Annotated in this window: 29 protein-coding genes; all 29 read left to right on the top strand. The window is 34.3% G+C overall.

The genetic code is table 11. From position 1 onward, the window contains the following. Nucleotides 1-2: 2 nt before the first annotated feature. Nucleotides 3-308 (top strand): 30S ribosomal protein S10, encoded by a 306-nt coding sequence (gene rpsJ, locus MUN68_RS02365; RefSeq protein ID WP_007650482.1) that lies wholly within the window; start codon nucleotides 3-5, stop codon nucleotides 306-308. 141 nt (nucleotides 309-449) lie between these two features. Further along, a complete protein-coding gene (gene rplC / locus MUN68_RS02370; RefSeq protein WP_249994896.1) occupies nucleotides 450-1,067 on the top strand; it encodes a 50S ribosomal protein L3 in 618 nt (205 codons plus the stop codon). Then, the gene (gene rplD / locus MUN68_RS02375) at nucleotides 1,067-1,696 is read left to right on the top strand and encodes a 50S ribosomal protein L4 (RefSeq protein WP_249994895.1); all 630 of its coding nucleotides are present in this window, start codon (nucleotides 1,067-1,069) and stop codon (nucleotides 1,694-1,696) included. The genes rplC and rplD overlap by 1 nt, the downstream gene beginning before the upstream one ends. Before the next feature lie 6 nt (nucleotides 1,697-1,702). Next, on the top strand, nucleotides 1,703-1,993 hold the full coding sequence (rplW, locus tag MUN68_RS02380; RefSeq protein WP_249994894.1) for a 50S ribosomal protein L23: 291 nt from the start codon (nucleotides 1,703-1,705) through the stop codon (nucleotides 1,991-1,993). Nucleotides 1,994-2,003: 10 nt separating this feature from the next. Then, a complete protein-coding gene (gene rplB / locus MUN68_RS02385; protein WP_249994892.1) occupies nucleotides 2,004-2,831 on the top strand; it encodes a 50S ribosomal protein L2 in 828 nt (275 codons plus the stop codon). A 10-nt stretch (nucleotides 2,832-2,841) separates the two neighbouring features. Beyond that, complete coding sequence (rpsS, locus tag MUN68_RS02390) at nucleotides 2,842-3,120, top strand: 30S ribosomal protein S19 (RefSeq protein WP_033960826.1); 279 nt, start codon at nucleotides 2,842-2,844, stop codon at nucleotides 3,118-3,120. A 6-nt stretch (nucleotides 3,121-3,126) separates the two neighbouring features. Continuing rightward, the gene (rplV, locus tag MUN68_RS02395) at nucleotides 3,127-3,534 is read left to right on the top strand and encodes a 50S ribosomal protein L22 (protein WP_249994891.1); all 408 of its coding nucleotides are present in this window, start codon (nucleotides 3,127-3,129) and stop codon (nucleotides 3,532-3,534) included. A gap of 8 nt (nucleotides 3,535-3,542) precedes the next feature. Then, on the top strand, nucleotides 3,543-4,262 hold the full coding sequence (rpsC, locus tag MUN68_RS02400) for a 30S ribosomal protein S3 (RefSeq protein WP_249994890.1): 720 nt from the start codon (nucleotides 3,543-3,545) through the stop codon (nucleotides 4,260-4,262). 19 nt (nucleotides 4,263-4,281) lie between these two features. Beyond that, a complete protein-coding gene (gene rplP, locus MUN68_RS02405) occupies nucleotides 4,282-4,701 on the top strand; it encodes a 50S ribosomal protein L16 (protein WP_249994889.1) in 420 nt (139 codons plus the stop codon). 11 nt (nucleotides 4,702-4,712) lie between these two features. After that, nucleotides 4,713-4,904 (top strand): 50S ribosomal protein L29, encoded by a 192-nt coding sequence (gene rpmC, locus MUN68_RS02410; RefSeq protein WP_249994888.1) that lies wholly within the window; start codon nucleotides 4,713-4,715, stop codon nucleotides 4,902-4,904. Between the two features lie 18 nt (nucleotides 4,905-4,922). Then, nucleotides 4,923-5,180, top strand: coding sequence for a 30S ribosomal protein S17 (rpsQ, locus tag MUN68_RS02415; RefSeq protein WP_249994887.1), 258 nt, complete (start codon nucleotides 4,923-4,925; stop codon nucleotides 5,178-5,180). 2 nt (nucleotides 5,181-5,182) lie between these two features. Beyond that, nucleotides 5,183-5,551 (top strand): 50S ribosomal protein L14, encoded by a 369-nt coding sequence (gene rplN / locus MUN68_RS02420; protein ID WP_249994886.1) that lies wholly within the window; start codon nucleotides 5,183-5,185, stop codon nucleotides 5,549-5,551. An 11-nt stretch (nucleotides 5,552-5,562) separates the two neighbouring features. Continuing rightward, nucleotides 5,563-5,874 (top strand): 50S ribosomal protein L24, encoded by a 312-nt coding sequence (gene rplX, locus MUN68_RS02425; RefSeq protein WP_249994885.1) that lies wholly within the window; start codon nucleotides 5,563-5,565, stop codon nucleotides 5,872-5,874. A gap of 2 nt (nucleotides 5,875-5,876) precedes the next feature. Continuing rightward, nucleotides 5,877-6,428, top strand: coding sequence for a 50S ribosomal protein L5 (gene rplE, locus MUN68_RS02430; RefSeq protein ID WP_249994884.1), 552 nt, complete (start codon nucleotides 5,877-5,879; stop codon nucleotides 6,426-6,428). A gap of 3 nt (nucleotides 6,429-6,431) precedes the next feature. Next, nucleotides 6,432-6,701 carry a 30S ribosomal protein S14 gene (gene rpsN, locus MUN68_RS02435; RefSeq protein WP_034043320.1) on the top strand — a complete coding sequence of 90 codons (270 nt, stop codon included), beginning with the start codon at nucleotides 6,432-6,434 and terminating at the stop codon, nucleotides 6,699-6,701. A gap of 88 nt (nucleotides 6,702-6,789) precedes the next feature. Next, entirely contained in the window at nucleotides 6,790-7,188 is a 399-nt protein-coding gene (rpsH, locus tag MUN68_RS02440; protein ID WP_249994883.1) for a 30S ribosomal protein S8, read from the top strand. Between the two features lie 17 nt (nucleotides 7,189-7,205). Then, on the top strand, nucleotides 7,206-7,748 hold the full coding sequence (gene rplF / locus MUN68_RS02445; RefSeq protein WP_249994882.1) for a 50S ribosomal protein L6: 543 nt from the start codon (nucleotides 7,206-7,208) through the stop codon (nucleotides 7,746-7,748). Between the two features lie 10 nt (nucleotides 7,749-7,758). Beyond that, nucleotides 7,759-8,115: a 50S ribosomal protein L18 gene (rplR, locus tag MUN68_RS02450; RefSeq protein WP_249994881.1), complete on the top strand. Its 357-nt coding sequence runs from the start codon at nucleotides 7,759-7,761 to the stop codon at nucleotides 8,113-8,115. A gap of 6 nt (nucleotides 8,116-8,121) precedes the next feature. Then, nucleotides 8,122-8,646, top strand: a complete 525-nt coding sequence (gene rpsE / locus MUN68_RS02455) for a 30S ribosomal protein S5 (RefSeq protein ID WP_249994879.1) — start codon at nucleotides 8,122-8,124, stop codon at nucleotides 8,644-8,646. Between the two features lie 12 nt (nucleotides 8,647-8,658). Beyond that, a complete protein-coding gene (rpmD, locus tag MUN68_RS02460) occupies nucleotides 8,659-8,841 on the top strand; it encodes a 50S ribosomal protein L30 (RefSeq protein ID WP_249994878.1) in 183 nt (60 codons plus the stop codon). A gap of 9 nt (nucleotides 8,842-8,850) precedes the next feature. Beyond that, complete coding sequence (gene rplO, locus MUN68_RS02465; protein ID WP_120202435.1) at nucleotides 8,851-9,303, top strand: 50S ribosomal protein L15; 453 nt, start codon at nucleotides 8,851-8,853, stop codon at nucleotides 9,301-9,303. 14 nt (nucleotides 9,304-9,317) lie between these two features. Then, nucleotides 9,318-10,667 (top strand): preprotein translocase subunit SecY, encoded by a 1,350-nt coding sequence (secY, locus tag MUN68_RS02470; RefSeq protein WP_249994877.1) that lies wholly within the window; start codon nucleotides 9,318-9,320, stop codon nucleotides 10,665-10,667. A 12-nt stretch (nucleotides 10,668-10,679) separates the two neighbouring features. After that, a complete protein-coding gene (gene infA / locus MUN68_RS02475; RefSeq protein ID WP_026753784.1) occupies nucleotides 10,680-10,895 on the top strand; it encodes a translation initiation factor IF-1 in 216 nt (71 codons plus the stop codon). A 57-nt stretch (nucleotides 10,896-10,952) separates the two neighbouring features. Continuing rightward, nucleotides 10,953-11,069, top strand: a complete 117-nt coding sequence (gene ykgO, locus MUN68_RS02480) for a type B 50S ribosomal protein L36 (protein ID WP_008269159.1) — start codon at nucleotides 10,953-10,955, stop codon at nucleotides 11,067-11,069. Between the two features lie 2 nt (nucleotides 11,070-11,071). Further along, nucleotides 11,072-11,446 (top strand): 30S ribosomal protein S13, encoded by a 375-nt coding sequence (gene rpsM / locus MUN68_RS02485; protein WP_249994876.1) that lies wholly within the window; start codon nucleotides 11,072-11,074, stop codon nucleotides 11,444-11,446. Nucleotides 11,447-11,551: 105 nt separating this feature from the next. Next, nucleotides 11,552-11,935: a 30S ribosomal protein S11 gene (rpsK, locus tag MUN68_RS02490; protein WP_120202429.1), complete on the top strand. Its 384-nt coding sequence runs from the start codon at nucleotides 11,552-11,554 to the stop codon at nucleotides 11,933-11,935. A gap of 213 nt (nucleotides 11,936-12,148) precedes the next feature. Next, entirely contained in the window at nucleotides 12,149-12,754 is a 606-nt protein-coding gene (rpsD, locus tag MUN68_RS02495; RefSeq protein WP_249994874.1) for a 30S ribosomal protein S4, read from the top strand. Between the two features lie 92 nt (nucleotides 12,755-12,846). Continuing rightward, nucleotides 12,847-13,839, top strand: a complete 993-nt coding sequence (locus tag MUN68_RS02500; RefSeq protein WP_249994873.1) for a DNA-directed RNA polymerase subunit alpha — start codon at nucleotides 12,847-12,849, stop codon at nucleotides 13,837-13,839. 65 nt (nucleotides 13,840-13,904) lie between these two features. Continuing rightward, entirely contained in the window at nucleotides 13,905-14,375 is a 471-nt protein-coding gene (gene rplQ / locus MUN68_RS02505) for a 50S ribosomal protein L17 (RefSeq protein ID WP_249994872.1), read from the top strand. Nucleotides 14,376-14,519 lie beyond the last annotated feature (144 nt).

Consider the following 14,519-nt stretch of genomic DNA (forward strand, 5'->3'; position numbering starts at 1 on the left):
AAATGAGTCAAAAAATCAGAATAAAATTAAAATCTTACGATCACAATTTAGTTGATAAATCTGCTGATAAGATTGTAAAAACAGTAAAAAGTACAGGTGCTGTTGTAACTGGGCCAATTCCATTACCAACACACAAAAAGATTTTCACTGTATTACGTTCACCACACGTAAACAAGAAGTCTAGAGAACAATTTCAATTAAGCTCTTATAAGCGTTTATTAGATATTTACTCTTCATCTTCTAAAACTATTGACGCATTAATGAAACTTGAATTGCCAAGCGGAGTTGAAGTGGAAATTAAGGTGTAAGTGAATTTTATCGCTTAAGATTTAAAGCGAAACATGTCCTGAGCTGCGAGCAAAGGAAAAACGGTAAAAATACAATTCAAGGTCGAATGTATTTTCGACCTTGAATTTTAATAAATAGTAATAATAAATAAATTAATAATTATGTCTGGGTTAATAGGAAAAAAGATCGGTATGACCAGCATTTTCGATGAAAACGGGAAGAATATTCCTTGTACAGTTATCGAAGCTGGACCATGTATCGTTACCCAAGTCAGAACCGAAGAGGTCGACGGGTACAGTGCCCTTCAACTTGGTTTCGATGACAAGACAGAGAAAAGTGCCACTAAAGCTGAAATTGGTCATGCCAAAAAAGCTGGTACTTCTGTTAAGAGAAAAGTCGCGGAATTTCAAGGATTTGAAGGAGATTACAAATTAGGAGATGCTATAACAGTAGAACACTTCATTGAAGGTGAGTTTGTTGATGTAGTTGGAACTTCAAAAGGAAAAGGTTTCCAAGGTGTTGTAAAACGTCATGGATTCGCAGGTGTAGGTCAAGCAACGCATGGTCAACACAACCGTTTAAGAGCTCCAGGTTCTATTGGTGCAGCTTCATATCCTGCGAGAGTATTCAAAGGTATGAAAATGGCTGGTCGAATGGGTGGCGAAAGAGTGAATGTTGAAAATTTAAGAGTCTATAAAGTGGTTGCTGAAAAGAACTTACTTGTGGTTAAAGGATGTGTTCCAGGACACAAAAACTCTTATGTAATTATTCAGAAGTAATGAAAGTAGCAGTTTTAGATATAAACGGAAAAGACACAGGTAGAAAAGCAGAGCTTTCTAAGGATGTGTTCGCTATTGAACCAAATAATCATGCAGTTTACTTAGATGTTAAGCAATATTTAGCTAATCAACGTCAAGGTACACATAAGTCTAAAGAAAGAGCTGAAATTTCAGGTAGTACACGTAAGATTAAAAAACAAAAAGGTACTGGTACAGCAAGAGCTGGTAGTATCAAATCTGGTGTATTTAGAGGTGGTGGACGTATGTTTGGGCCAAGACCGAGAAATTACAGTATTAAACTGAATAAAAACCTTAAGCGTCTAGCTCGTAAGTCGGCTTTGACAATGAAGGCAAATGCTAAAGATATCGTCGTTTTGGAAGACTTCAATTTTGATGCTCCAAAAACGAAAAACTTTACAGCAGTATTGAAAGCATTAGATGTACAAGACAAAAAATCGTTGTTTGTGTTGGGTGCTTCAAATAATAATGTATATTTGTCATCACGAAATTTTAAAGGGTCTGAAGTTGTAATAAACTCAGAATTAAGTACTTATAAAATTTTAAACGCAAATAAATTAATTCTTCTAGAGAGTTCTTTAGAAGGAATTGAATCGAATTTAAGTAAATAGAAAGTCATGAGTATCTTAATTAAACCTATAATCACCGAAAAAGCAACCATGCAAAGTGAGTTGTTAAATGCTTATGCATTTCAAGTGAACACTAAGGCGAACAAGGTAGAAATCAAAAAGGCTGTGGAAGCAACCTATGGCGTTTCTGTTGAAAAAGTTCGTACTATAAATGTCCGTCCAGATCGTAGTACTAAGTTTACAAAAACTGGTATTCAACATGGTAAAACAAATGCTGTTAAAAAAGCAATTGTACAACTGGCGGAAGGTGAAGTAATTGATTTATACACTAACATGTAATTAGACAATAATGTCAGTAAGAAAATTAAAACCAATCACATCAGCTCAGCGTTTTAGAGTAGTAAATGGATTCGATGCCATAACTACTGATAAGCCGGAAAAGAGTTTACTCGTTCCGAACAAGAGATCTGGTGGTAGAAACAGTCGAGGAAAAATGACTATGCGCCATATTGGTGGAGGTCATAAAAGAAAGTATCGTATTATCGATTTTAAACGTAACAAAACAGGAGTTCCTGCTGAAGTTAAGTCTATCGAGTATGATCCAAACAGAACAGCTTTTATCGCATTATTGAACTATCAAGATGGAGAAAAGTGTTACATCATTGCGCAAAATGGATTGCAAGTTGGGCAAAATGTAGTTTCTGGTAGAGAAGGAATTGCACCAGAAATTGGTAACGCAATGCCATTAAGTCAAATACCTTTGGGTACTATTATTTCTTGTATTGAATTGCGTCCTGGACAAGGAGCAGTAATGGCAAGAAGTGCTGGAGCTTTTGCTCAACTAATGGCAAGAGACGGAAAGTTTGCTACTGTTAAATTACCTTCAGGTGAAACAAGATTAGTGCTTACAGAATGTATGGCAACTATTGGAGTTGTTTCTAATTCAGATCATCAATTAACGGTTTCTGGTAAAGCAGGGCGTTCAAGATGGTTGGGTAGAAGACCAAGAGTAAGACCTGTGGTAATGAATCCAGTTGATCACCCAATGGGTGGTGGTGAAGGTAAGTCTTCAGGAGGACATCCAAGATCTAAAAATGGTATTCCAGCTAAAGGTTATAGAACTCGTTCTAAGACTAAAGCGAGTAATAAATATATTGTAGAACGTAGAAAGAAATAATTGAGATAATATGGCACGTTCATTAAAAAAAGGACCTTACATCCATTATAAATTGAGTAAAAAAGTTGAAGCTAATGTTGCTTCAAATAAAAAGACGGTAATCAAAACATGGTCTAGAGCCTCTATGATTTCTCCAGATTTTGTTGGACAAACAATTGCTGTTCACAATGGTCGTCAATTTGTACCAGTTTATGTAACTGAAAATATGGTAGGTCATAAATTAGGAGAATTTTCACCAACACGATCGTTTAGAGGTCATGCAGGTGCAAAAAATAAAGGAAAAAAATAGTAAGCTATGGGAAGTCGTAAAAAACAAATGGCAGACGCTATTAAGGAAGACAGAAAGAAAGTTGCTTTTGCAAAATTAAATAACTGTCCTACCTCACCAAGAAAAATGCGCTTAGTAGCAGATTTGGTAAGAGGGAAAGAAGCTGAAAAAGCACTTCAAATCTTAAGATTTAGTTCTAAAGAAGCATCACGTCGTTTAGAGAAATTGTTATTGTCAGCTATCGCTAATTGGCAAGCTAAAAACGAAGATGCAAGTATTGAAGATGCAGATTTATTTGTGCAAGAGATTAGAGTTGATGGAGGATCTATGTTAAAAAGATTGCGTCCAGCACCTCAAGGTCGTGCACACAGAATTAGAAAAAGATCTAATCACGTTACAGTTGTGATTGGAGCAAAAAATAACACACAAGCTTAAATAGAGATATGGGACAAAAAACAAATCCAATCGGAAATCGTTTAGGAATTATCAGAGGATGGGAATCTAACTGGTATGGAGGAAATGACTATGGCGACAAGCTAGCAGAAGACGATAAGATTAGAAAATACGTTCACGCTCGTTTATCAAAAGCAAGTGTGTCACGAGTAATTATTGAGCGTACGCTTAAACTTGTAACCGTTACTATCACTACTGCAAGACCTGGTATCATTATCGGAAAAGGCGGTCAAGAGGTAGACAAGTTAAAAGAAGAGCTTAAGAAAATTACTGGTAAAGAAGTTCAGTTAAACATCTTTGAAATTAAAAGACCTGAACTCGATGCGTTTTTAGTAGGATCAAGTGTTGCACGTCAAATTGAGAATCGTATCTCTTATAGACGAGCAATAAAAATGGCAATTGCTGCTGCTATGCGTATGAATGCTGAAGGAATTAAAATCCAAATTAGTGGTCGTTTAAATGGTGCTGAAATGGCACGTAGTGAACACTACAAAGAAGGACGTATTCCTTTATCAACATTTAGAGCCGACATTGATTATGCTTTAGTTGAGGCGCATACTACTTATGGTAGATTAGGCGTAAAAGTATGGATTATGAAAGGTGAAGTATATGGTAAAAGAGAACTTTCTCCATTAGTTGGCTTGTCTAAGAAACAAGGTGGCAAGTCAGGAGGACGTGGTGGGAACAACAAATCTCGTCGCAGAAAGTAATTTTTAAAGACAAAGAACAATGTTACAACCGAAAAGAACAAAATTTCGTAAAGTCCAAAAAGGACGTATGAAAGGAAATACTGGAAGAGGACATCAGCTTTCTTATGGTATGTTTGGTATAAAATCTCTAGACACAAACTTTTTAACGTCGCGTCAAATCGAGGCAGCTCGTATTGCAGCAACACGTTATATGAAAAGAGAAGGTCAATTATGGATTAAAATATTTCCAGACAAACCAATTACTAAAAAACCTTTAGAGGTTCGTATGGGTAAAGGAAAAGGTGCTGTTGAATACTGGGTAGCTGTAGTTAAACCAGGAAGAATCCTTTTTGAAGTTGGTGGTGTGCCAATGGACGTTGCTAAAGAAGCATTACGTCTAGCAGCTCAAAAACTACCAGTAAAAACTAAGTTTTTAATAGCTCGAGATTACGAAGCTTAATATAAAAAATTATGAAGCAAGCAGAAATTACACAGCTATCAGTAACCGAGTTACAAGAAAAATTTAGCGAAACAAAAAAGAGTTATGCAGACCTAAAAATGGCTCATGCAATCTCTCCATTAGAAAATCCAATTCAGTTACGTAACGTTAGACGTTCAGTAGCAAGAATTGCAACAGAATTAACTAAAAGAGAAATACAGTAATTGTATTCTGGCTGAAAGATGGAAAAAAGAAACTTAAGAAAAGAACGTATAGGAGTTGTTACTAGTAACAAAATGATGAAATCAATCGTTGTTGCTGAAGTAAAAAAAGTAAAGCATCCTATGTATGGAAAATTCGTTTTGAAAACAAAGAAATATGTTGCTCACGACGAAACAAACGACTGTAACATTGGTGATACGGTAAAGATCATGGAAACACGACCTTTAAGTAAATCTAAATGTTGGAGATTAGTAGAAATATTAGAAAGAGCTAAATAATTATGGTACAACAAGAATCTAGATTAAAAGTAGCTGATAACACAGGAGCAAAAGAAGTATTGACAATACGTGTTCTTGGTGGTACAAAAAGAAGATATGCTTCAATTGGAGATAAAATTGTAGTATCTGTAAAAGACGCTACACCTAACGGAAGTATTAAAAAAGGTGCAGTTTCAACTGCAGTAGTGGTTCGTACTAAAAAAGAAGTAAGACGTCCAGATGGATCTTATATTCGTTTTGATGATAATGCTTGTGTGCTTTTAAATCCAACAGGAGAAATGAGAGGTACACGTGTGTTTGGACCAGTAGCTAGAGAACTTCGTGACAAACAGTTCATGAAAATTGTATCATTGGCACCAGAAGTGCTTTAATGACTAAAAAAATGACAAAGCTTAAAATTAAATCAGGAGATACAGTTCAAGTAATTGCTGGAGACCATAAAGGTACAGAAGGTAAAGTGCTTAAAGTATTTAAAGATAAGAACAAAGCCATCATAGAAGGCGTGAACATGGTAAAGAAACATACCAAACCAAGTGCACAAAACCCTCAAGGTGGAATTGTAGAAAAAGAAGCACCTATGCATTTATCTAACTTGTCGTTGTTAACTTCAAAAGGAGAAACAACTAGAGTTGGTTTTAAAATGGAAGGTGATAAGAAAGTTAGATTTTCTAAGAAATCAAATGAAGTAATATAGTTATGGCTTATATTCCAAGATTAAAACAAGAGTACAAGGACAAAGTAGTTTCTGCTCTTACAGAAGAATTCGGATATAAAAATGTAATGCAAGTTCCTAAGCTTATTAAGATAGTAATATCTAAAGGTGTTGGTGCAGCAGTTGCAGACAAGAAATTAATTGATCATGCTATTGATGAATTAACAAAAATTTCTGGTCAGAAAGCTGTAGCTACATTATCTAAAAAGGATGTTGCATCATTCAAATTACGTAAAGGAATGCCAATTGGTACTCGTGTTACGTTAAGAGGTGAGCAAATGTATGAGTTTTTAGATCGTTTAGTAACTTCAGCATTACCAAGAGTAAGAGATTTTAACGGTATCAAAGCTACAGGTTTTGATGGTCGTGGAAATTATAACTTAGGTGTTGTAGAGCAAATCATCTTTCCAGAAATTGATATTGATAAAATCAATAAAATATCTGGTATGGATATTACATTTGTAACAACAGCTGATACAGATAAAGAAGCAAAATCGTTATTAACTGAAATGGGATTACCTTTTCAAAAGAACTAAGATATGGCTAAAGAATCAATGAAAGCCCGTGAGGTTAAAAGAGCAAAAACAGTAGCTAAATATGCTGAGAAACGTAAAGCTTTGAAAGAAGCAGGAGATTACGAAGCATTACAAAAGTTACCTAAAAATGCTTCTCCAGTTCGTATGCACAACAGATGTAAACTTACAGGAAGACCTAAAGGGTATATGAGAACTTTTGGTATTTCACGTGTAACATTCCGTGAAATGGCTAACCAAGGTTTGATTCCAGGTGTTAGAAAAGCATCTTGGTAAAATCTATCGCTCTGCGATAAACAATGAATTATAAATTGGTTTTAGGTTCGACAATAGTGTCGAAAACCACTACCGCAAATTAATATAAATGAATACAGATCCAATTGCTGATTATTTAACAAGAATCAGAAATGCAGTTATGGCTAACCACAGAGTGGTCGAGATTCCTGCGTCAAATTTAAAGAAGGAAATGACTAAAATATTATTCGATCAAGGATATGTTTTAAGTTATAAATTCGACGACTCAACTGTACAAGGAACAATTAAAATTGCTTTGAAGTACAATAAAGAAACTAAAGAGTCAGTAATTAAGAAAATACAAAGAATCAGTACACCAGGTTTACGTAAGTATGCTAATGCTAAAGAAATGCCCAGAATCCTTAACGGTTTAGGTATTGCGATTGTTTCTACATCTAAAGGTGTAATTACAGGTAAGCAAGCTGAAAGAGATAATGTTGGTGGAGAATTATTGTGTTACGTATACTAATTTAAAGCAGAAAGAACATGTCAAGAATAGGAAATAATCCAGTAGCAATTCCAGAAGGAGTTACAGTAGATATTAAAGACAGCGTAGTTACTGTTAAAGGTAAATTAGGAGAATTAACACAAAACTATGATACTGTAGAGATTAAAGTTGAAGACGGAAACGTACTTGTAACTAGATCAGCAGATAATAAAGAGCAAAAAGCTAAACATGGCTTATACAGATCTTTAATGAACAACATGATAGATGGTGTTTCTAAAGGATGGACTAAAGAATTGGAATTAGTTGGTGTAGGTTATAGAGCTTCAAATCAAGGTCAAAAATTAGATTTGGCTTTAGGGTTTTCTCATAATATTGTTTTAAATATTGCTCCAGAAGTGAAAATTGAAACAATTTCTGAAAAAGGAAAAAATCCAGTAATAAAATTAACATCATTTGACAAACAATTGGTTGGTCAAGTTGCTGCAAAAATACGTAGCTTCAGAAAACCAGAACCTTACAAAGGAAAAGGAATCAAGTTTGTTGGTGAAGAATTAAGAAGAAAAGCAGGTAAATCAGCTTAAAAAATTAGTTATGGCATTAACAAAGAACGAAAAAAGACTAAGAATAAAAAGCAGAATCCGCAAGGTTGTTTCTGGTACAGAAGCAAGACCTAGATTAGCTGTTTTTAGAAGCAATAAAGAAATCTACGCTCAAGTTGTAGATGATGTAACAGGTAAAACTTTAGCTGCAGCATCTTCTAGAGACAAAGATGTAGCTTCTGCAAAAGGAACTAAATCAGAAATGGCAGCCTTAGTTGGTAAAGCTGTTGCTGAAAGATCAATAAAAGCTGGTATAAATACTATTTCTTTTGATAGAGGTGGATACCAATATCACGGAAGAGTAAAATCATTAGCTGAAGGCGCAAGAGAAGGCGGACTTAAATTCTAAGACACTATGTATCAAAAATATAAAAACGCAGAATTAGTAAAACCAAGTGGAATTGATCTTAAAGATCGTTTAGTTGGTGTTCAAAGAGTTACTAAAGTAACAAAAGGTGGTAGAGCTTTTGGTTTTTCAGCGATCGTAGTGGTTGGTGATGAAGCTGGAGTTGTAGGTCACGGTTTAGGAAAATCTAAAGATGTAGCTACAGCAATTGCAAAAGCAGTTGAAGATGCTAAGAAAAACTTAGTAAGAATTCCTATCATTAAAGGTACCTTACCTCATGAACAAAAAGGTAAATTTGGAGGCGCTAGAGTTAACATTATTCCTGCTGCTCCTGGTACAGGTGTAATTGCTGGTGGTGCTGTAAGAACAGTATTAGAAGCCGTTGGTATCCATGATGTGTTATCTAAATCTCAAGGATCTTCTAATCCTCACAACGTTGTAAAAGCAACTTTTGATGCCTTATTACAATTGAGAGATGCAAAAGCAATTGCAAAGGATAGAGGAATTTCTCTTGAAAAAGTATTTAACGGTTAATCAATTAGGACGATGGGAAAGATTAAAGTAACAAAGGTGAAAAGTGCAATCAATCGTACTCAAAACCAAAAAAGAATATTAGAAGCTCTTGGACTAAAAAGAATTGGTCAAACAATTGAGCATGATGCTTCACCAAGTGTTCTTGGTATGGTAAATAAAGTTTCACATTTAGTTTCTGTTGAAGAAACAAAATAATAATATAGAATGGACTTAAGTAATTTAAAACCAGCAGAAGGTTCTGTAAAGAATCAAGGTAAAAGAATAGGTCGAGGACAAGGTTCTGGAAAAGGTGGTACTGCAACTCGTGGTCACAAAGGAGCTAAATCTCGTTCTGGTTATTCTAAGAAATTAGGTTTTGAAGGTGGTCAAATGCCGCTTCAAAGACGTGTGCCAAAATTTGGATTTACAAATATTAACCGAGTGGAATATCAAGGTGTTAACTTAGATAAACTACAAGAGTTAGTAGACAATAAGAAAATAAAAGATGCAGTTGATTTTCAAACTTTAGTTGATCTAGGTTTGGCGGGAAAGAACGAATTAGTAAAAATTCTTGGACGTGGTGAATTAAAATCAAAATTAACAGTAACTGCTCATAAATTTACTGCTTCAGCAAAAGCTGCAATTGAAGCTGCAGGTGGAGAAGCTGTAACTTTATAAGACAACTTTAGAGTATGAAATTAATAGAAACATTAAAGAATGTTTGGAAAATAACCGAACTAAAAGATAGAATCATTCTAACGCTTGGTTTGCTTTTAGTATACCGTTTTGGTGCTCAGGTTGTACTTCCAGGTATTGATGCAAGTCAACTAAGTAATTTACAATCTGAAACTGGACAAGGTCTACTTGGATTATTAAATATGTTTACTGGTGGTGCTTTTGCTAACGCTTCTGTTTTTGCATTGGGTATTATGCCTTATATTTCGGCTTCTATTGTAGTTCAGTTGATGGGAATAGCAATTCCGTATCTTCAAAAACTACAAAAAGAAGGTGCAAGCGGACAAAAGAAAATCACTCAGATTACACGTTGGTTAACTATCGTTATCTGTTTATTTCAAGCACCAGGATATTTAGCTAGTTTACCAACTGCGTTTGGTATTCCTCAATCTGCATTCTTATTAGGTACAGGACCTACATTCTATATATCTTCAGTGATTATCTTAGTTACTGGATGTGTATTCGCAATGTGGTTAGGTGAAAAGATAACAGATAAAGGTATTGGTAATGGTATTTCATTATTGATTATGGTTGGTATTATAGCAACTTTGCCTGCTTCATTCATTCAAAATGCGCTTTCACGATTAAGTGGTGGTGGTAATGGAGGATTAATGATGATCTTAATTGAATTAGTAATATGGTTCGTCATTATTATGGCATCTGTAATGTTAGTTATGGCTGTTCGTAAGATCGCTGTTCAATATGCAAGAAGAACTGCTTCTGGTGGATATGAGAAAAATGTTTTTGGTTCTAGACAGTTTTTACCATTAAAGTTGAATGCATCTGGTGTAATGCCGATTATCTTTGCTCAAGCGATTATGTTTGTGCCTAGTTTAATAGGTAAATCAATTGATGGTAGTGACGCTGGTCAATGGATGATTGCTCAATTTTCTGATATTTTTGGATTATGGTACAACATCGTATTTGCTTTATTGATTATCATATTTACCTATTTCTATACTGCTATTACTGTTCCAACGAACAAAATGGCAGATGATTTAAAACGTAGTGGCGGTTTTATTCCTGGTATTAGACCAGGAACAGAAACTTCAGAATATTTAGACAAAATCATGTCTCAAATTACTTTACCAGGTTCTATATTCTTGGCATTAATAGCTGTGTTCCCAGCAATTATTGTAAAGCTTATGGATGTACAAGCTGGATGGGCTTTATTCTTTGGTGGTACATCGCTATTAATTATGGTTGGAGTTGCAATAGACACGATGCAACAAGTTAATTCATACTTGTTAAATAAGCATTATGATGGCTTGATGAAAACTGGTAAAAATAGAAAAGCGGTTTCGTAATAATATAATACTATGGCAAAGCAAGCAGCAATAGAACAAGACGGATCAATTATAGAGGCATTGTCAAATGCAATGTTTCGTGTTGAACTTGAAAATGGTCACATTGTGACAGCACATATCTCTGGTAAAATGCGTATGCATTATATAAAATTATTACCAGGTGATAAAGTGAAATTAGAAATGAGTCCTTACGATTTAACTAAGGCTCGTATAACTTATAGATACTAATTAGATAAAATCGCAAGATTCCATATCTAACAGTTAAATAACTAATAAAGAAAACAGATGAAAGTAAGAGCATCAGTTAAAAAAAGAAGCGCCGACTGTAAATTAGTGCGCAGAAAAGGTAGACTTTACGTCATTAACAAAAAGAATCCTAGATTCAAACAAAGACAAGGGTAATTATGGCAAGAATTGCAGGTGTAGACATACCAAAACAAAAAAGAGGAGTGATCTCATTAACTTATATCTACGGAGTAGGTAGAAGTAGATCACAAGAAATTTTAGCTACAGCTAAAGTAGACGAAAGCATCAAAGTAGAAGATTGGACAGATGAGCAAATTGGAGCAATCCGTGAGGCTGTTGGAACTTTTACTATTGAAGGTGAATTACGTTCAGAAACACAAATAAACATCAAACGTTTGATGGATATTGGTTGTTACAGAGGAATTCGTCATAGAGCTGGTTTACCTTTAAGAGGGCAACGTACTAAAAATAATTCTAGAACTAGAAAAGGTAGAAGAAAAACTGTTGCTAACAAGAAAAAAGCAACTAAATAATAATTAAGACATTAGTCATTAGTTTAAAGCGTTAGACGAATCTGTTTGAAATAGTAATGTTTAGGATTCTAACAACTCAAAACTAACAACTAGAAACTAAAAAGTATGGCAAAGTCAAGTACTAAAAAACGTAAAGTTATAGTTGATGCTGTTGGAGAAGCGCATGTTGCTGCTTCATTCAATAATATCATCATCTCTTTAACAAACAAAAAAGGTGACGTTATTTCATGGTCATCTGCAGGTAAAATGGGATTCAGAGGTTCTAAAAAGAACACACCTTACGCTGCTCAATTAGCTGCAGAAGATGCTGCAGGAGTTGCAAAAGAAGCTGGACTCAAAAAAGTAAAGGTATACGTTAAAGGTCCAGGTAACGGAAGAGAATCTGCTATCAGATCTATCCATAATGCTGGTATAGAAGTAACAGAAATTATTGATGTTACTCCATTGCCACACAATGGATGTCGTCCTCCTAAACGTAGAAGAGTTTAATCTGAACCACCTTCAGATACTACATGATTTTAATTATGTAATCTCATAAAATTTAAGATAAACTAATATTAATACATTTATGTATGATATTAGTTTATTTTGCATAAATTTGCAAACTGAAAAATTATAAACAAGTATCAACGAGAGATCAACGTTTGTCGAAGGATAAGATTAAGACCTTAATTCATAAACACTCTCAAAACAAATTTTAAAATGGCAAGATATACTGGTCCTAAAACTAAAATAGCCCGAAAATTCGGTGAAGCTATTTTTGGAGATGATAAAGCTTTCGAAAAAAGAAACTATCCTCCAGGTCAACACGGAAACGCAAGACGTCGTGGAAAAAAATCTGAATATGCAATCCAATTAATGGAGAAGCAAAAAGCAAAATATACGTATGGTATATTAGAAAAGCAATTCAGAAACATGTTCAAAAAAGCAACTGCTGCACAAGGTATTACTGGTGAAGTATTATTGCAATTATGTGAGTCTCGTTTAGATAACGTCGCTTACAGAATGGGATTATCTCCTTCTCGTAGTGGTGCAAGACAATTAGTGTCTCACAGGCACATTACTGTAAATGGTGGAATTGTAAATATTCCTTCTTACCAATTAAAAGCAGGAGATGTTGTTGCTGTTAGAGAAAAATCTAAATCTTTAGAATCTATTCAAAACTCATTGGCTAATTCTAGCAAAGTATATGAGTGGATTACATGGAATAACGATACTAAGAATGGAACTTACGTTTCTGTTCCAGAACGTATCCAAATTCCAGAAAATATCAATGAGCAATTCATTGTCGAATTATACTCTAAATAATTAATTAATCATATTGGAATTTAGCCAAAGGATTTATTAGTCTTCTTCATACTATAAATCGCGCAACTAAATAACAATCAAAACGAAGAAATATGGCAATATTAAATTTTCAGAAACCTGACAAGGTTATAATGATCGATTCAACTGAGTTTGAAGGTAAATTCGAATTCAGACCTTTAGAACCAGGTTACGGTTTAACAGTGGGTAATGCACTTAGACGTGTCTTATTATCTTCTTTAGAAGGATTTGCAATTACTTCAATTAGAATTGAAGGTGTAGATCATGAATTTTCTACAATTGCAGGTGTAGTTGAAGATGTAACTGAGATGATTTTGAACTTAAAGCAAGTAAACTTTAAGCGACAAATTGATGAAGTTGATAACGAATCTGTTTCAATTTCTATTTCTGGTCAAGATCAAATTACTGCAGGTGACTTCCAAAAGTTTATCTCAGGATTCCAAGTATTAAACAAAGACTTAGTCATTTGTAACTTAGATCCAAAAGTGAGCATCAATATGGAAATCACTATTGAAAAAGGTAGAGGATATGTTCCTGCTGAAGAAAACAAAAAAGCTTCTGCACCAATTGGAACTATCTTTACAGATTCAATATATACACCAATTAAGAATGTAAAATATAGCATTGAAAACTGGCGTGTTGAACAAAAAACAGATTTTGAAAAATTAGTTTTTGAAATTATTACTGATGGTTCAATTGCACCTAAAGATGCATTAACTGAAGCCGCTAAAATATTAATTCATCACTTCATGTTATTCTCTGATGAGCGTATCACTCTTGAAGCTGATGAAATTGCACAAACTGAAACTTATGATGAAGAATCACTTCATATGAGACAACTATTGAAAACTAAATTAGTTGATATGGATCTTTCAGTCCGTGCATTAAATTGTTTAAAAGCAGCAGAAGTAGATACTTTAGGAGACTTAGTATCGTTCAATAAGAATGACTTAATGAAGTTCCGTAATTTTGGTAAGAAATCTTTAACTGAGCTTGAAGAGCTTGTAAATGTTAAAGGTCTTAACTTCGGAATGGATTTAGCAAAATACAAATTAGATAAAGATTAAATTATAATAATCATATTTTGCTCCTCAGAAATTGAGTTTGGAAGCAAGATGATAAATAGAAAGTCATGAGACACGGAAAGAAATTTAACCATTTAGGAAGACAAACTGCTCATAGAAAAGCAATGTTAGCTAACATGGCATGTTCGTTAATCGAACACAAACGTATCAACACAACTGTAGCTAAAGCAAAAGCTTTAAAACAATTTGTTGAACCAATGATTACAAAGTCTAAATCAGATACAACTCACAACAGACGTATTGTTATGGCTAAGCTAAGACAAAAAGATGTAGTTGCTGAATTGTTCAGAGATGTAGCGCCTAAAATTGGCGATCGTCCAGGTGGTTATACTAGAATCATTAAATTAGGAAACAGACTTGGTGATAACGCTGATATGGCAATGATTGAGTTAGTAGATTACAACGAAATCTACAACGCTGGTAAGAAAGAGAAGAAAACGACTCGAAGAAGTAGAAGAGGAGGTTCAAAAACTGAAACTACTCCAGTTCCACCAGTAGCAACTAACGAAGAAGAATAAATGTTAATAAGCATTTAATATATAAAGGATAATCTGTTTTAGATTATCCTTTTTTTTATAGATTTTTGTGAAACTATTTTTGGCGTTACTTTTTACTCATACCTACAAGGTTTTTAAAACCTTGCAGGATCGCAAAAAGTCAGG

The organism is Psychroserpens ponticola (assembly GCF_023556315.2).
Lineage (GTDB): Bacteria > Bacteroidota > Bacteroidia > Flavobacteriales > Flavobacteriaceae > Psychroserpens > Psychroserpens ponticola.

Excerpts from the sequence above, each read along its gene's own strand:
- rpsJ (WP_007650482.1), top strand. The coding sequence starts at position 3 with ATGAGTCAAAAAATCAGAATAAAATTAAAATCTTACGATCACAATTTA.
- rplD (WP_249994895.1), top strand. The coding sequence starts at position 1,067 with ATGAAAGTAGCAGTTTTAGATATAAACGGAAAAGACACAGGTAGAAAA.
- rplC (WP_249994896.1), top strand. The coding sequence starts at position 450 with ATGTCTGGGTTAATAGGAAAAAAGATCGGTATGACCAGCATTTTCGAT.
- rpsM (WP_249994876.1), top strand. The coding sequence starts at position 11,072 with ATGGCAAGAATTGCAGGTGTAGACATACCAAAACAAAAAAGAGGAGTG.
- rplB (WP_249994892.1), top strand. The coding sequence starts at position 2,004 with ATGTCAGTAAGAAAATTAAAACCAATCACATCAGCTCAGCGTTTTAGA.
- rpsH (WP_249994883.1), top strand. The coding sequence starts at position 6,790 with ATGAATACAGATCCAATTGCTGATTATTTAACAAGAATCAGAAATGCA.
- rpsE (WP_249994879.1), top strand. The coding sequence starts at position 8,122 with ATGTATCAAAAATATAAAAACGCAGAATTAGTAAAACCAAGTGGAATT.
- rplN (WP_249994886.1), top strand. The coding sequence starts at position 5,183 with ATGGTACAACAAGAATCTAGATTAAAAGTAGCTGATAACACAGGAGCA.
- rplV (WP_249994891.1), top strand. The coding sequence starts at position 3,127 with ATGGGAAGTCGTAAAAAACAAATGGCAGACGCTATTAAGGAAGACAGA.
- rplX (WP_249994885.1), top strand. The coding sequence starts at position 5,563 with ATGACAAAGCTTAAAATTAAATCAGGAGATACAGTTCAAGTAATTGCT.
- rpsS (WP_033960826.1), top strand. The coding sequence starts at position 2,842 with ATGGCACGTTCATTAAAAAAAGGACCTTACATCCATTATAAATTGAGT.
- ykgO (WP_008269159.1), top strand. The coding sequence starts at position 10,953 with ATGAAAGTAAGAGCATCAGTTAAAAAAAGAAGCGCCGACTGTAAATTA.
- rpsN (WP_034043320.1), top strand. The coding sequence starts at position 6,432 with ATGGCTAAAGAATCAATGAAAGCCCGTGAGGTTAAAAGAGCAAAAACA.
- rpsK (WP_120202429.1), top strand. The coding sequence starts at position 11,552 with ATGGCAAAGTCAAGTACTAAAAAACGTAAAGTTATAGTTGATGCTGTT.
- rpsC (WP_249994890.1), top strand. The coding sequence starts at position 3,543 with ATGGGACAAAAAACAAATCCAATCGGAAATCGTTTAGGAATTATCAGA.
- rplR (WP_249994881.1), top strand. The coding sequence starts at position 7,759 with ATGGCATTAACAAAGAACGAAAAAAGACTAAGAATAAAAAGCAGAATC.
- rpmC (WP_249994888.1), top strand. The coding sequence starts at position 4,713 with ATGAAGCAAGCAGAAATTACACAGCTATCAGTAACCGAGTTACAAGAA.
- MUN68_RS02500 (WP_249994873.1), top strand. The coding sequence starts at position 12,847 with ATGGCAATATTAAATTTTCAGAAACCTGACAAGGTTATAATGATCGAT.
- rpsD (WP_249994874.1), top strand. The coding sequence starts at position 12,149 with ATGGCAAGATATACTGGTCCTAAAACTAAAATAGCCCGAAAATTCGGT.
- rplO (WP_120202435.1), top strand. The coding sequence starts at position 8,851 with ATGGACTTAAGTAATTTAAAACCAGCAGAAGGTTCTGTAAAGAATCAA.
- rpsQ (WP_249994887.1), top strand. The coding sequence starts at position 4,923 with ATGGAAAAAAGAAACTTAAGAAAAGAACGTATAGGAGTTGTTACTAGT.
- rplW (WP_249994894.1), top strand. The coding sequence starts at position 1,703 with ATGAGTATCTTAATTAAACCTATAATCACCGAAAAAGCAACCATGCAA.
- rpmD (WP_249994878.1), top strand. The coding sequence starts at position 8,659 with ATGGGAAAGATTAAAGTAACAAAGGTGAAAAGTGCAATCAATCGTACT.
- secY (WP_249994877.1), top strand. The coding sequence starts at position 9,318 with ATGAAATTAATAGAAACATTAAAGAATGTTTGGAAAATAACCGAACTA.
- rplF (WP_249994882.1), top strand. The coding sequence starts at position 7,206 with ATGTCAAGAATAGGAAATAATCCAGTAGCAATTCCAGAAGGAGTTACA.
- rplQ (WP_249994872.1), top strand. The coding sequence starts at position 13,905 with ATGAGACACGGAAAGAAATTTAACCATTTAGGAAGACAAACTGCTCAT.
- rplP (WP_249994889.1), top strand. The coding sequence starts at position 4,282 with ATGTTACAACCGAAAAGAACAAAATTTCGTAAAGTCCAAAAAGGACGT.
- rplE (WP_249994884.1), top strand. The coding sequence starts at position 5,877 with ATGGCTTATATTCCAAGATTAAAACAAGAGTACAAGGACAAAGTAGTT.
- infA (WP_026753784.1), top strand. The coding sequence starts at position 10,680 with ATGGCAAAGCAAGCAGCAATAGAACAAGACGGATCAATTATAGAGGCA.